The sequence below is a fragment of the Bacteroidia bacterium genome, assembly GCA_037045145.1.
GTDB lineage: Bacteria > Bacteroidota > Bacteroidia > AKYH767-A > OLB10 > OLB10.
In genome coordinates this window covers 1,061,791-1,077,580 of sequence record JBAOIA010000011.1, presented here as the reverse complement: position 1 = coordinate 1,077,580, position 15,790 = coordinate 1,061,791, and the positions used below count along the sequence as shown (strand labels likewise).

Genomic DNA, 15,790 nt, shown 5'->3' with positions numbered 1-15,790 from the left:
ATAATAGTGGTTTAAAGTTTTATGATTTTTAAAGAAATTGATTTTTTTTCATTTTTTTAGCCTCAAACCCTTTTTTCACCAAACAATGGATTACACCTGTCACTAAAGATGCTATTTAAAGAGTGTTACACGCTCAGAAATTGAATTCAATTGCTTGAATAACTCTTTATTGTATTCCAATCTTAGCTGATTAGACTCAACATCAATACTCAAATTCGGATCATTGTCGCGAATTCTGAATTTAACTGCCAGTTTACCTTTGCTGTTTTTAGAAATTTCTTTTATCTTCTTTATTTTCATTTCGTTGATTGAGTCTGAACGAAGCGCTATCATGATTCCTTTTGCCATTTTATTTGCCACTTCATCAAGAAAATAAACTGAATTTATTTTTAATTCAAATTCATTCTCATTATAGTATTTTGACTGTACCCTTGCTTTGATAAAAACAAAAGCATCATTATTTAGCAGGTGTTTGAACTTGGCATACTCTTCCGAGAATACAGCAAACTCAAAAGAAGCATTGTAATCTTCAATAATAAAACTCCCAAAAGGCTTTCCTGATTTACTGACTCTATGATTTGCATTGGTAATAATACCGGCAAAATTTACCTCCCTGTTATTAAGTAGCTTGAGATCGGCAAGTTGTTCGACAGAGATATTACAAAATGTTTTTATTTCTTCTTTATAATCGTCAAGTGGATGACCGGAAAGATAGATTCCGATTATTTCTTTTTCCTTTTTTAACTGTTCAAGGTTACTAAAAGGTTCTGCCGGAATAATCTTAGGCCTGGAGGCTTCAACACCACCTAAATCACCAAACAATGTGTGCTGTGTACTATTTTTTGATTCCTGATTGCCATTTCCAAAACGTATAATTTTTTCCAATTGTGTTTGATTATCCTTTGGATCAACAACAAAATACTGTGCTCTATGAAATGATTTGTCAAAATCCAATGCACCTGCCATAGCTAAGTTTTCAAAACATTTTTTGTTTGCTGCTCTCAAATTTACTCTGCTTACCAAATCAAAAATATCTTTAAAAGCACCCCCTTTTTTCCGTTCACTCAATAAGCTATCCGCAGCGGCTTCGCCAACACCTTTTATTGCAGCTAAGCCAAATCGTATTTCACCATTTTTATTTACACTAAACTGCATTTCACTCTCATTCACATCAGGACCTAATACAGGGATATTCATTCGCCTGGATTCGTCCATAAAGAATGTGATTTTATCAAGGTTATTCAGGTTGTTAGTGAGAACAGCAGCCATGTATTCACTCGGATAATTTGCTTTGAGGTAGGCTGTCTGAAAGGCAACAAATGCATAACAAGTAGAGTGCGATTTATTAAATGCATAACTGGCAAAAGATTCCCAGTCTGCCCATATTTTTTCGAGTACTTTTTCATCATGACCATTGCTTTTGGCTCCATCCATAAATTTACTCTTCATTTTATTGAGCACTTCAATTTGCTTTTTACCCATGGCTTTACGAAGTGTGTCTGCATCGCCTTTGGTAAAATTGGCTAACTTTTGTGAGAGCAACATCACCTGTTCCTGATAAACAGTAATGCCATAGGTTTCTTCCAGATGTTCTTTCATGTCCGGCAAATCATAACTTACGGCTTGTTTACCTTGTTTACGTAAAATAAAATCAGGAATATATTCCATAGGTCCCGGACGATAAAGTGCATTCATGGCAATGAGGTCTTCAAACTTATCGGGCTTGAGTTCTTTCAGGTACTTCTGCATGCCTGCACTTTCAAACTGAAAAGTGCCATTCGTTTCTCCACGTTGATATAGTTCAAGAGTACGAATGTCATTCAGCGGTATATCATCAAGATCAATTTTTACTCCATGATTTTTTTCTATCAGCCTGACTGCATCACGTAAAATTGTCAAGGTCTTAAGACCAAGAAAATCCATTTTTATAACACCGGCATCTTCAATAATTTTTCCTTCGAACTGTGTTATCAGCAAGTCCGTTTCTTTTGAGGTAGCTACAGGAATAATTTCTGTAAGGTCTGTTGGTGCAATGATAATTCCTGCTGCATGTATTCCGGTATTGCGCACACTGCCTTCAAGTACCATTGCTTCTTTCAACACAGATGATTGCAACGTTCCGTCTTCAAGAATTGCACGCAGCGATTTCACTCTTTCTATTTCATCAGCACTTAGATTTTCTTTTGTCTTCAAACTTTTTTCGCCATCAATTGGTGCGGTAAGCAAACGACCCAATGAAATGCCGGGACGCTCAGGCACAAGTTTGGCCAATGCATTAGAATCAGGCAAAGGTAAATCAAGCACACGTGCCACGTCCTTAATACTCATCTTCGCTGCCATGGTGCCATAAGTAATAATCTGTGCTACTTGATTTTTTCCATACTTGTCCACTACATAATCAATTACTTTCTGACGACCTTCATCATCAAAATCGGTATCAATATCAGGCATTGATTTACGGTCGGGATTGAGGAAACGCTCAAACAGTAAGTTGTATTTAATAGGATCAATGTTAGTAATACCAATACAATAGGCAACAGCAGAGCCTGCTGCACTTCCTCTACCGGGTCCAACCAACACACCAATATTTTTTCCGTGATTTATAAAATCTGCTACAATTAAAAAGTAGCCGGCAAAACCCATTGTTTTTACTGTAAACAATTCAAAGTTTAGGCGTTCTTCAATATCAGGGGTAATTTCGCTATAACGTTTTCGCGCGCCTTCCCATGTAATATGTTTCAGGTAATCATCCTGACTTTGGAAACCTTGTGGAATCTGATAGTGTGGCAGAAGGATATCCTGTTTGAGTTTCAATGGCTCAATCTTGTCAACAATTTCATTGGTGTTGTCAATAGCTTGCGGAACATCACTGAAGAGTGTTTCCATTTCCGATGTTTCTTTAAAATAAAATTCATCGTTATAAAAAGCAAATCTCTTATCACGCATTGACGCATCTTCATCGCCATCTTTAAACTTTTCTGTACTTTGTTTCTCACCGGTGTTGATACAAAGTAAAATATCGTGTGCATTATAGTCTTCACGATTTACGTAATGCGAATCGTTTGATGCAATAATTTTTACATTGTGTTTTAAAGCAAATTTTATGAGGACTTCATTAACTGTATTCTGCTCCGGAATATCATGACGTTGCAGTTCTACATAATAATCTTCACCAAATAAATCGAGCCACCATAAAAACTCTTTTTCTCCTTCGGTTTCTCCTTTACGTAAAATTGTTTTAGGCACGCTGGCACCCAGACAACATGTTGTGGCAATAAGTCCTTCGTGATATTTAAGTACAAGTTCTTTATCAATTCGCGGATATTTACCATACAAACCTTCCATATATCCCAACGAAGTCAACTTCACAAGATTTTTATAGCCGATAGTATTTTTTGCAAGAAACAATTGATGGTAACGTACATCTTTATCGTCTTTAGTAAAACTTCTCTTGTGACGGTTTTCAACGAGATAGAACTCACACCCAACAATGGGTTTTATTACATTGGGAGTTTCATTGGTATTGTATTTTGCTGCTTCGGCCACAAAATTGAAAACGCCAAACATGTTGCCATGATCGGTGATGGCAAGTGCAGGCATGTTATCTTTTACAGCCTTTTTATAAAGTGATTTGATTTCTGCTGCTCCATCGAGTAGTGAAAACTGTGTATGATTATGTAAATGAGAGAAACGAGGCATGAAAAAACTAAGTATGAATTTTAAATTCAATAACCGGTTTGGTTATTGTGGCTTGTAAAATTAGCAAAACAATTTAAAAATTCTTTACTTGTTGATAACAATAACCACTGTGACTTTTAGAGATGTGCAGGCCTAAAATGCAAAAAGCAACCGATGTTGGCACATACCGGTTGCTTTTATTTGTGGTTCACTTTTGTTTTAGACCATAAGCAATTAAAGTTTATTGTTATATCAAGTGCTTTTCAATAGCCGTGCCAATAATATTGTGCCGTAAGAAAAGTGTAAGAAGAAATGAAATTCAACTATACTGGTTTACCTTCTTTTACCAATTCAGAAAAAAACTTCCTGCTTTTTAAGTCGTAACAATTACCTTTTGTGAGTACATGAACAATCAGATTTTCAATACTGATAGGAACGCCATCTTGTAAATCGGCAATGTTGTTATGACGGATTTGATGACCGTCAAAAAGCATCACCAATCCCGAACCGATAATTTCAAGTAAATGACCTTCGGAGAGCAACACTCCTGTATCTTCACCAAGACCTATGCCAATGCAACTTGGATTGCTAGCAACAGCCTGAGCCAAACGACCAAAACGGCCACGCTTGTCAAAATGAGAATCTATGATAACATCACCCATCAATGCAAGCCCTGTTGTAATTTTCACCTCGCCTTTTATTAGAGCCCCGGAACTGCTTCCTTGATAAATCATAGTATTACTCATTGCCATTGCTCCGGCACTGGTACCTGCAATTACAAAATTTTCATTTTGATATCTATGGTGTAATATTTCAAGAATTTCTGTTCCACCGAAAATGGTGCTGAGGCGTAATTGATTTCCACCAGTCATCATTACACCATCGCATTTTTTTATACGCTCAATGTATTTGGGATTTGTAGCATCTTCTCTGTTGCGGATGTCTATCACATTAACATTTGTGCATCCTAATTTTCCGAATGCATCAACATAATTTTCACCAACTTCTACAGGAATACTGCTGGCACTGGTAATGACTTCTATTCTTGCATTTTTTCCACCCATTTCGTGGCAAATACGACTAAGAATTTGCAGTGCAAAAAAGTTTAAGTTATTTTTCTGTTCAAAGTTAGGTTCGGACTCTGTGCCTTTATCTTCATTGCCACCAATGGCAATAAGTTTTCCCTTTGGTTTATCCATTTATTGATTTGAGTTATCCCCCGCCCCAAAAAATCTTATTGAAATTAGATGGTCAAAAATACATATTTACCAATAAAAAGTAAAGTAGAGTTATTCTTAAAAAATTAACTTTTTAACAATTTTATTCGAAAAAAAGTATGCCGGCATATTTCAAACAATAGGGCTACTCATAGTAAACAACTCCTGTAATTTTAGCTAACTCTATTCGCGCCAAACAAAGTTGATATTCGAGATTCAACTTAGATAGCTCTGCACGCTGTCTATTGGCTAAGGCATTCAAAACATCTGTGTAGGTTGACAATCCATTCCTATATCGCGATTGAGCCAATTCAACTGCTGCACGCGATTGAACAACCTGCTGAGATGAATTTACAATCTGTGCATCAAGTGTTGAAATATCACTCAAAGCATTGCTTAAATCTCTCTTAAAAGTATTCTTTACATTCTCCTGCGACTGTTCCAATTGTTTTAAATATAGTTTTGAGAGACTTATGCTGTTGCGGGCTTTCTTACCATAAAATATTGGTGCAGTAATGCTTAGCCCTGCTTGTGTGCCAAAAATCATTTTTTCAATGTCCGGTTGATAACCGTTTCTATAACCCATGGCTGCATTAACACTAACAACAGGAAAAAGGTTTGACCGGTTCATTTTTATATCAAACTGTTGTGCTTTAAGTTTACTGCCAATTATTTTGTATTCAAAATTCGATTCAATTTGACTGGTAGTATCTGTATCACTATACCATTGTGGAAAATCAAATTTCTCCGGCAAAATGATCGTTGTTTCATTAGTTGTGTATTGCAAAAGCGCAATTTGTTTTGCCAACAAATTCTGAAGTGACAACTTTCTGTTTTTTTCTTCGCTAATGGCACTACCGGTGGTTATTGAGTCGAGAATTAAGGCATCCCCATTTCTTAATCTACTGGCAATAACATTCTGATATGATTGCATAGCAAGCAACACAGTATCTTCAACTGCAACCGCCTTTGTAAGATAAGTCATACTGTAATAAACCGAAGAAACCTGTGCAGCAAGTTGCGACTTGCTAAGTTCTATATTCAATTTACTCTGCTCCAATTCCTCATTTGATTTTTTTACATAAAACCAGGCTCGTCCAAAATCAATCACCGGATAAGTAAATCCTGCTGTTGCTGTATAATTATTGTATGGCTGAAACTGCATAGCTTCGGTAACACCCGGAGCAACTGGAAAAGAAACACTACTTACAGGATCAATGTAATTATACCCTGCATTGAGCAAAACATTTGGGTAATATGCCGACTTGGCAATTTCTAATTTTTCTTTACCTGACTGAAAACTCAACTCTGTTTCCTTCAACTTAGGGAAATATGAAATTGATTTTTGAATCAATGTTTTTAAATCGCTGTTAATGCTTAGCTGAGCTCTCACAATTGTTGGCATTAAACCAACCAGAACTATCAAAATTGTTTTCCTATTCAACATTTTATTAATTTTAATGAGCCTCTTCAGCAACTTTTGCCAATGCTGCTGCCGATTGTTTTTTTGTATCTAAAAGAAATATGAATGGTACAGCACAAATCAAGAAAACACTAATCAGCAAAAAACCATCTAAGTATGCTTTAAGATAACTTTGCTTTGTTAATATGCCTTCAATAATTTGATAACCTGCCTGTGTTGCTTGTTGCGGAGAGTAACCTTTACTCATTGTAAAAGCTGCAACCTGCTTTAGTCTTTCAGTAGTTTCCAGGTCATTAGCGGTTAAATTAGCTACCAAATCAGTGCGATGTATAACAGCACGTTGTGCAACATAGGTGTTCATAATTGCAATCCCAAACGAACCGCCTAACTGCCGCAACATGTTGGTTAATGAAATTGCATAAGGCATTTTTTGTGGAGAAATACCAATGACAGCCTGATTGATTAAAGGCACCATGAGGAATGAAGTACCTATGCCCCGCAGTATTTGAGGAACAATAAACCATTGGCGTGAGGAATCAAGATTGGCCATTGATGAAAAGTAGCCATGCAATATAAAAATCACAAACCCTGTCATGACAAAATATATAGGTCTTATACCACTACTTATACCCTTGCCTATAAAAGGCATCATAAAAATTGCTGTAATAGCACTTGGGACAATGCCTAATCCGGCTTCCATGGCAGTGTAACCCATCACTCGTTGAACAAGAACAGGAAAAATAAATACTGAACCAAAAAGTCCGAAGCCACAAACGAAGGTGAGAACATTACTGGCAAATAAATTCCGATTTTGAATTATTCTTAAATCTATTGCTGGATGAGGATGTCTCAGTTCATGCCAGATAAAAAATCCTATTCCAAATACAGAAAGTATGCTCAGATAAATAATGTTGCTGCTATTAAACCAGTCTTCCGTCTGACCTCGTTCAAGAACATACTGCAAAGAGCTAACTCCAATAGCTAACAACAATATTCCTGTATAATCTATATGTATCTCTTTCCTTTTGATGTTTATCTCATCAGGTTTGCGATCAATATACATCCAGGTGAGCAGCACTGCGACAATACCAAAGGGGATGTTTATAAAAAATATCAATGGCCAGCTTGAGTGCTCTATGATATAACCACCAAGTGTAGGACCTATTGTTGGACCAAGCACAATTCCCATTCCAAACATAGCAGATGCCATTGCACGTTTTTCAGGTTGAAAGGAATCAAATAAAATACTCTGCGATGTTGACAACAAGGCACCACCACCAATGCCTTGAATAAAACGCCATGCTATTAATTCAATAAGTGAGTTCGACTCCCCACAGAGATAAGAAGCAACTGTAAAAATTACAATGCTGGTTAAATAATAATTTTTTCTTCCGAAATACTTTGCTAAAAAACCAGTCAAGGGAATAATAATAACATTTGCAATCGCATAAGCAGTTATTAACCAAGAAGTATCTTCAATAGTCGCACCTAAACTTCCACTTATATCTGTTAAGCCTACATTAACAATAGATGTGTCAATCAGCTCCATTATGGCTGCTGAAATAGTTGTCAGCACAATGACTGTTCTTTTAAACCCAGTCGGGTATGAAGCAGGCGCTGTCATTTTTTCACTTCAACAGTAACACTCATTCCTGCACGAAGCAGGTTTTTGTATTCATTAAAATTTTCTATTTCAATTTTTACTGGTACACGTTGTGTTACTTTCACAAAATTTCCTGTAGCATTATCCGGTGGCAACAAAGCAAAACGTGCTCCGGTAGCTTCGCTTAATGATGTTATCCGACCGGTAATTTTTTCATCAGGAAATCCATCAACTATAAGATTGGCCTCACCACCTTCTTTTAAACTTTTGAGCTGTGTTTCTTTAAAATTGGCAATCACCCAAAATTTTTCATTGTTAACAATGGTGAACAACGTTTGACCTGCTTGTAAAAACTGACCTGTACTGATATTGCATTTACCTATTTTACCTGATGCGGGCGCTGAAATACTACAATAAGAAAGTTTGAGTTTCGCCTGATCCAACATTGCTTTTCTTGTTTCTTTAAGCGCATCGGCACGTTTTACCAGTGCCTGTGCAGTAGCTTGCTGGGCCATTGCCACTTTAATCTGATCGGATGTTACATCTAAAGCCTTTTGCATTGCTTCCATATTAATCCTACTGTCATCTATTTGCTTTTGTGTAATGCTTCCATCACTAAACAATGCACTATCACGATTATAGTCAGACATGGCTTTATCTGTTTTAATCTTTTGTAAGTCTTTGTTGGTTTCTGCCACATTCAGAGCAGCCTCAGCATTTTTTTTGCCTGCTTCTGCATTCAACAGTTCTGCTTCAGCACTTTGAACGTCTGCTTCAGCTTGTTGAACTGCCAAAACAAATTCTCTTGAATCAATACTTAATAATGGTGTACCAACTTTAACCTGACTGAAGTCTGAAACATTGAGGCTGTCAACGTAGCCACTGATACGACTGATGACAGGAATACCGGCAGCTTCTATCTGTGCATTGTCTGTAATATCATACCTGAGGTTATGAATAAGATTTTTAATACCTAAAAAAACTGCAACGGCTATAACGACAATAGCAATGATAAATAAAGGACTGATTTTCTTTTTATCCTGTTCCTGAGATTCCATATTTTCCTGAATTGGGCGTCAAAAGTAAACATTGTTGACTATTTAGTCAAACATGTTGACTTTTTTTTATTTTTGCATCATGGCAGGAAAGAAAAAAAATATTACCCACAATGCTAGGTTTAACATAGGACGTTTAATTTCTATATACAAACGTGCATTTGACGAATGGGCTATTGCAGGTCTTGCAGAACGTGGATATCCATTGTTTAAGATATCACATTTTGCTGTGTTAATGAATATTAATGAAAATGGTAAGACAAACAAAGAAATTGCTGCTGCCGCCAAAGTCAGCAAACAAGCCATGAGTAGATTTGTAAATGAACTAAAAGGCATGAAACTTATTGAGGTTACAAAACATCCTGATGACAACCGCAGCGCCTTACTCAAACTTACTGCTAAAGGCCGTGCAATGGTAAATGAAACAAAAGACGTAATGACACAATTGGAGTCATATTATGAAAATGCTATCGGTAAAAAAGCATTTTTAAATTACAAAGAAACTACTGCCAAGCTTATTAATCTTCATTGGCCGGAATTTGACCCATACCATTAATCTGAATTACGGTTAAAGTTCAATTGGCTGGTATTTCACACATGTAATAAGTCAAATAATCCATCGTTCTCTGTAAAACGGTGTTTTTATGTACAGGCAAACTATTTGTCTTATTGCATTGGTAACTTTTGCAACTACCACTTCAGCTCAGGAATTAGTTGACTGGCAGGAGAAGCGATTAACCTGGGATGATTTTGAAAAAAGAAATTTACCACATAGTCGAACAGGTGCAATAACATCGAGCGGTATTTACTTCAGCTATTTAGAGGATGATGATGGAATAAACATTATTGTAAAAGCACAAATGGATAAAACCAGATCGTGGGTCAATACGCATTCCATGCGTGATGAAGTGTTATCGCATGAACAAATGCATTTCGATATTGCTGAAATTCATGCACGCCTGTTACGTCAGTACTTTACATTGAACAATAAAAAGTTTGCTCGTCACAATCCGGAAAACATTTATAAAAAATACATCAACAGACTTAGACGTATGCAGGATGATTATGACAGACAAACCAATCATGGTAACGACATGTATATGCAAATGATGTGGGAAGAAAAAATAAAATTAATGTTGACAGATTTAGAACAATATTCCCATCAGGAAATGGCGTGGAGGTAAAAAAAATTAAGTTTTAACATAAAAAAATACCCCATTCAAAAATGAAAGAGGTATTTTCAATTTTCATTGTTCTGTTTATTTAAGATCCGCAAGCCAAACAGTCATCCTTATTATCAATACTGCAACTTATTTCTGCCATAACCTCTTCCTTACTTATTTGTGTAGTAGCCACAATATTATGATTGCTGTGTCCTTCTACTGTAAATTTAATTGCATCAGTAGCTGCTTTAGTCCGCAGATAGTACATGCCTGTTTTCAATCCTTTTTTCCAGGCATAAAAATGCATACTGCTAAGTTTGGCGAAGTTTGGGTCTTGTATAAAAAGATTTAATGATTGACTTTGATCAATAAATGCACCACGATCGGCAGCCATATCAATTACTGCTCGCTGCTTTATTTCCCAAACCGTTTTGTAAACTTCTTTTATCTGTTCCGGTATTTCCGCAATTTCCTGAACAGAGCCATTGGCTGCAACAATTTTATTTTTTATTTCGCTATTCCACAGATTCAACTTTACCAAATCGCGGAGCAAATGTTTGTTAACAACAATAAACTCACCACTTAACACCCTACGGGTATAAATATTGCTGGTGTAGGGTTCAAAACATTCATTGTTGCCAAGAATTTGCGAAGTGCTTGCTGTTGGCATTGGGGCTAAAAGTAGACTATTATAAACACCATGTTTTAGGATTTCTTCGCGCAGCACATCCCATTCCCAGCGGTCTGTTGGTTTTACATTCCACATATCAAACTGAAACTCGCCTTTTGAAATTGGAGAGCCTTCATAGCTGCTGTAAGGTCCATTAATTTTTGCAAGATCTTTCGATGCAGTTAAAGCTGCATAGTATATTGTCTCAAATATTTCGCGATTCAGCAAACGTGCTTCTTCACTCTCAAAAGGGTAACCCAATAAAATAAACGCATCAGCAAGACCTTGCACACCCAGGCCTATAGGTCTATGGCGAAGATTGCTGTTGCGCGCTTCAGGAACAGGATAATAATTTATGTCAATAATCTTATTCAGATTTTTTGTAGCAACATATGTTATGTCAAATAACTTCTGATGATCAAATGTACCGTTGTTTACAAAACGAGGTAAAGCAATTGATGCCAGATTACAAACCGCCACTTCATCCGGTGCTGTGTATTCAATTATTTCTGTACATAGGTTAGAACTTTTTATTGTCCCCAGATTCTTCTGATTGCTCTTTTCATTACAGGCATCTTTATACAACATGTATGGTGTACCGGTCTCTACTTGCGATTCAAGAATAGCACTCCACAACTCACGCGCTTTTATTGTCTTGCGCTGACGGCCTTCATTTTCATACTTTGTATAAAGGATTTCAAATGCTGCTCCATAGGTGTCGGCAAGGCCGGGACATTCATTTGGACAAAACAGACTCCACTCGCCTTCTGCCTCCACACGCTTCATAAACAAATCAGGTATCCACATAGCGTAGAACAAATCACGTGCGCGTAATTCTTCTTTACCATGATTTTTTTTCAGATCAAGAAATTCAAAAATATCTGCATGCCAAGGCTCGAGGTAAATTGCAAAAGAACCTTTTCTTTTTCCACCGCCCTGATCAACATAACGTGCTGTGTCATTAAAAACACGCAGCATTGGAACAATACCATTTGAAGTCCCGTTTGTACCTCTGATGTAAGAACCTGTTGCCCGCACATTGTGTATGCTCAAACCAATACCTCCTGCACTCTGTGATATGAGTGCAGTTTGCTTTAGCGTATCATAAATTCCATCTATACTGTCGCCTTTCATGGTAAGTAAAAAGCAGCTTGAAAGTTGTGGCTTTGGTGTACCTGAATTAAACAATGTTGGTGTTGCATGTGTAAACCAACGTTCACTCATCAGGTTGTAGGTTTCCATTGCACTTTCAATGTCTTCTTTATGAATACCCACACTCACACGCATGAGCATGTGTTGGGGGCGTTCAACAACTTTTCCATTGAGCTTCAGCAAATAAGATTTCTCCAATGTTTTAAAACCAAAAAAATCATATCCAAAGTCACGATCATAAATTATTGTACTATCTAGTAACTCTGCATTTTTTTCTATCACAGCCCAAACATCATCAGCAAGTAATGGAGCTTGTTTTCCTGTTTTTGGATCAATGTAGGTGTATAAATCTTTCATGGTTTCGCTGAAAGACTTCTTCGTATTCTTATGCAGGTTTGAAATAGCAATACGCGATGCTAGCAAAGCGTAGTCCGGATGCTTCACTGTCATGGTTGCAGCAACCTCTGCAGCAAGATTGTCAAGTTCAGAAGTTGTAACACCATCATAAACACCTTCAATAACACGTTGTGCAACGTTGAGTGAGCTTACATGGTGCGGATCAAGTCCATAACAAAGTTTTTGAATTCGTGCAGTGATTTTGTCGAACTTTACCGACTCTTTCTTGCCATCTCTTTTAATTACATACATGTGATTTTTCTTGTTAGGTGGTTGCGTTAAAATGTTAGTTGTTTAATGTTATTTCAGGCAGTATAAATTAACAGATAAAAAAGCCGGCAGAAAAAAATATTTTCTACCGGCTTTCAACAGTTAGTTGTTAAAAGTCTTCGTCAAATCTGATTTTCTGAGACTCCTGTGACTGAGCCACTCCTGCCTTTTTATATTCGCCTACACGCTTCTCAAAAAAGTTGGTTTTACCTTGTAATGATATCATTTCCATAAAATCGAAAGGATTGGCAGCATTGTAAATTTTTGAATAGCCTAAAGACACCAACAGCCTGTCAGCCACAAATTCAATATACTGACACATCAGTTTGGCATTCATACCAATAAGTGAAACAGGCAATGCATCAGTAACAAACTCATGCTCGCAGTTTACCGCATCCTTAATTATAGTGTGCACTTGCTCCTGTGTCATTTTGTTTTGAAGCATACTATATAATAAGCATGCAAAATCACAATGCAGACCTTCATCACGCGAAATCAATTCATTGGAGAATGTAAGCCCCGGCATTAATCCTCTTTTCTTCAACCAGAAAATAGAACAAAAACTACCAGAGAAGAAAATTCCTTCTACAGCAGCAAATGCCACTAACCTTTCGGCAAAGCTTCCATTTTGAATCCAACGTAATGCCCAGTCAGCTTTTTTCTTTACGCAAGGCACAGTTTCTATGGCATTAAATAAATAATGTTTCTCTTTAGGATCTTTTATATAGGCATCTATCAATAATGAATAGGTTTCTGAGTGAATATTCTCCATCATTATTTGAAATCCATAGAAGCACCGTGCTTCCGGAATCTGAACCTCACTCATAAAATTTACTGCAAGGTTTTCGTTTACAATTCCATCGCTTGCTGCAAAAAATGCCAGCACATGTTTTATAAAATGACGCTCATCATCATTGAGTTTATTTTCCCAGTCAACCAAATCAGGGTGAAGGTCAATCTCTTCTGCTGTCCAAAAACTTTGTTCATGCTTTTTGTACATCTCCCAAACCTTTGGGTAGTTGATTGGCAACAGTACAAAGCGTTCTTTGTTTTCTCTTAAAAGTAGTTCTTCTTGCATTATATTTTTTATTGGTAAAAAGTTCCTCTTCAGATTATCCTCTTATAATCTGCTATTTGTTTTGTATAGTAAATAAATTATTTTTCTGAAATCTAAGGGTGCTGATACCGCTTGCAATTCCGTTTACAAATCAAATTAAAAATATCATTGAACTGTGGTTGATTTTTTAAACAATCAAACACACTTTTGAACAAAAATCACGTTGAAAATTTTTTTGTTTGATTTTATTTGCAGAATCAACTTTTTTAATTTTTACTCTAAGAAAAGGCAGCTACTATTTTATCTGAACTTGCCAAATATTTTTTTAAGGAAAAGATAATAGCGATAATTTAAGGCATAATGTTATCAATATCAGCAGCAACGAACTAATCAACAACTGTTCATTTCTTAAAAGTAGTTATTTAACTACTTCATGCTCGAAATTAAAATGACCTGCACTCACAGCATAAGCCATAAGCCTGCCATCATCAGAATAAATTGTTTGAATATTTACTCTCTTAAAAGTTATTCTGTTAACTATTTTTCCAAATATTGCAAGCGTTTTTTGCTTACTATTATCAACCGGCATCCCCACAACATTGTCAGCAAGGGCATTTAATTTTTTCAAGGCAACTTCTTTAATAACCCCTTGTATGTTGTCGGGTTGTTTGTCTGTGTTCTTCATCACCAATGCATAGGAGTTTTCTATATGGGTAATTTGTAGCGGTTCAGGGTTAACAGTTGTTTCTAATATTGATACCTTAGGTTCTATCAGAGCAATTGTTATTGACGTATTTTCCCGACTTACATTGCTATTTGACTTCTGCTGTCTCTGTTTTACAATCCCAGCCGATTTACTATTATTTTTATTTGATGTTAAAGCAATTGTATTCTTATTATCCGTCTTCGTTTCTTCAACCTTTATTGGTGGTGAAATATGCTGTTGTGCAGGCTCATTATTAGTTTTATGTTCTGCCTGTTGCTGTTTCAAAGGCTCACTTCTGTTAGCATAGAATAACATAAAAGCAACAACACATGCAGCAGCAGCTACATAAGGTATCCATGGCATAAAAACCACACGGCCCGCTTTCTTCTTTAACTTACTCTTATTTTGAAAAATCACATTCTTATCGGCATGAAGCTTTGTCTGTGCAAACAGATTATGTGAGATTTTAAGATCAGCAAAATCTTTTATCCACAGTTCATACTTTATCTTTTCTTCCGCAGATAAATCGTTCTCCAAAAACCGCACAGCTATGTCATCAAATTCCGCCTTTGAAGGTTTTGTCTTTTTTAAATTCTCTTTAAAAGGAAACTCCACTTTATCAACAGGTAACTCAACAGGTTCAAAAAAGCCAAACTCATTCTTAAGGTCAGGGTTTTCCTCAAGAAACAACAACAATTCTGCAATATGCTCATGACTGAGTTTGCCATCAGCATAATCAATAAACCAAACCTCGTAGTTGCTTCTGTTAATCATTGTTAAATTACATTACTCAAACTGCCAATAAATTCTTTCAACGCCATTCTGCCACGATAAATATATACCTTCACCTGCGATTCACTAAGGCCGGTAATCTCTCCTATTTCTTTATAATCATAACCCTCATAGTCGCGTAATAATATCACTGACTTTTGAATGGCAGGTAGTTTATCTAAAGCCATTTTCAATACATTTTTCAAATCAGAATAGTGTTTATTATGTGATGGCTCCTCATGATATTCACTCAACAACTCCTGACGGCTCGACTTTCTGATTCTGTCAATCATGGTATGATGTGCTGTGGTAAACAAATAAGATTTCACTTTTTCGTACTGAATATTTTCATGATTGCGCCAGCATTTTTCAAATGTATCCTGTACCACATCCCGTGCATCATCCTCATCTTTTATATTATGCAGAATGAAACGGTATATGCCGTCAGCGTATTGATCTACACAGGTATTGTACTCCAATGCCGTCACAAATAGTTTCGTGTTTAAATATAAGACGCACTCATGCCGGTAAAGTTACAGGGATTTTTTAAAATTTTGAACTATGAATTGCTTGCGAGTCAAATTTCAATTTAAAAGTCACAAGCTCCACACTTTTTCATTACTTTTGAA

Annotated in this window: 11 protein-coding genes; 2 read left to right on the top strand and 9 right to left on the bottom strand. The window is 36.4% G+C overall.

Translation table 11 applies throughout. The features are described 5' to 3' along the window. Positions 1–111: 111 nt before the first annotated feature. The 5 genes from dnaE to V9G42_05710 form a co-directional block, all read right to left on the bottom strand. Positions 112–3,699 carry a DNA polymerase III subunit alpha gene (dnaE, locus tag V9G42_05730; protein ID MEI2758922.1) on the bottom strand — a complete coding sequence of 1,196 codons (3,588 nt, stop codon included), beginning with the start codon at positions 3,697–3,699 and terminating at the stop codon, positions 112–114. 302 nt (positions 3,700–4,001) lie between these two features. After that, positions 4,002–4,877, bottom strand: coding sequence for a cyanophycinase (locus V9G42_05725; GenBank protein ID MEI2758921.1), 876 nt, complete (start codon positions 4,875–4,877; stop codon positions 4,002–4,004). Positions 4,878–5,040: 163 nt separating this feature from the next. Beyond that, positions 5,041–6,342 carry a TolC family protein gene (locus V9G42_05720; GenBank protein ID MEI2758920.1) on the bottom strand — a complete coding sequence of 434 codons (1,302 nt, stop codon included), beginning with the start codon at positions 6,340–6,342 and terminating at the stop codon, positions 5,041–5,043. A gap of 10 nt (positions 6,343–6,352) precedes the next feature. Then, complete coding sequence (locus tag V9G42_05715; protein ID MEI2758919.1) at positions 6,353–7,942, bottom strand: DHA2 family efflux MFS transporter permease subunit; 1,590 nt, start codon at positions 7,940–7,942, stop codon at positions 6,353–6,355. Continuing rightward, positions 7,939–8,979, bottom strand: a complete 1,041-nt coding sequence (locus tag V9G42_05710; GenBank protein MEI2758918.1) for an HlyD family secretion protein — start codon at positions 8,977–8,979, stop codon at positions 7,939–7,941. Before V9G42_05710 ends, V9G42_05715 begins: the two co-directional genes overlap by 4 nt. Before the next feature lie 79 nt (positions 8,980–9,058). Between V9G42_05710 and V9G42_05705 the strand changes: the two genes are divergently transcribed. Then, positions 9,059–9,532, top strand: a complete 474-nt coding sequence (locus V9G42_05705; GenBank protein MEI2758917.1) for a MarR family transcriptional regulator — start codon at positions 9,059–9,061, stop codon at positions 9,530–9,532. 88 nt (positions 9,533–9,620) lie between these two features. Beyond that, positions 9,621–10,160, top strand: a complete 540-nt coding sequence (locus tag V9G42_05700) for a DUF922 domain-containing protein (GenBank protein ID MEI2758916.1) — start codon at positions 9,621–9,623, stop codon at positions 10,158–10,160. A 79-nt stretch (positions 10,161–10,239) separates the two neighbouring features. Here the strand turns inward: V9G42_05700 and V9G42_05695 are convergent, their stop codons facing one another. The 4 genes from V9G42_05695 to V9G42_05680 form a co-directional block, all read right to left on the bottom strand. Then, positions 10,240–12,609: a ribonucleoside-diphosphate reductase subunit alpha gene (locus V9G42_05695; protein MEI2758915.1), complete on the bottom strand. Its 2,370-nt coding sequence runs from the start codon at positions 12,607–12,609 to the stop codon at positions 10,240–10,242. 127 nt (positions 12,610–12,736) lie between these two features. Then, positions 12,737–13,705 (bottom strand): ribonucleoside-diphosphate reductase small subunit, encoded by a 969-nt coding sequence (locus V9G42_05690; GenBank protein ID MEI2758914.1) that lies wholly within the window; start codon positions 13,703–13,705, stop codon positions 12,737–12,739. A gap of 397 nt (positions 13,706–14,102) precedes the next feature. Continuing rightward, positions 14,103–15,164, bottom strand: coding sequence for a hypothetical protein (locus V9G42_05685; GenBank protein ID MEI2758913.1), 1,062 nt, complete (start codon positions 15,162–15,164; stop codon positions 14,103–14,105). Between the two features lie 2 nt (positions 15,165–15,166). Beyond that, positions 15,167–15,649, bottom strand: a complete 483-nt coding sequence (locus V9G42_05680) for an RNA polymerase sigma factor (protein ID MEI2758912.1) — start codon at positions 15,647–15,649, stop codon at positions 15,167–15,169. Positions 15,650–15,790 lie beyond the last annotated feature (141 nt).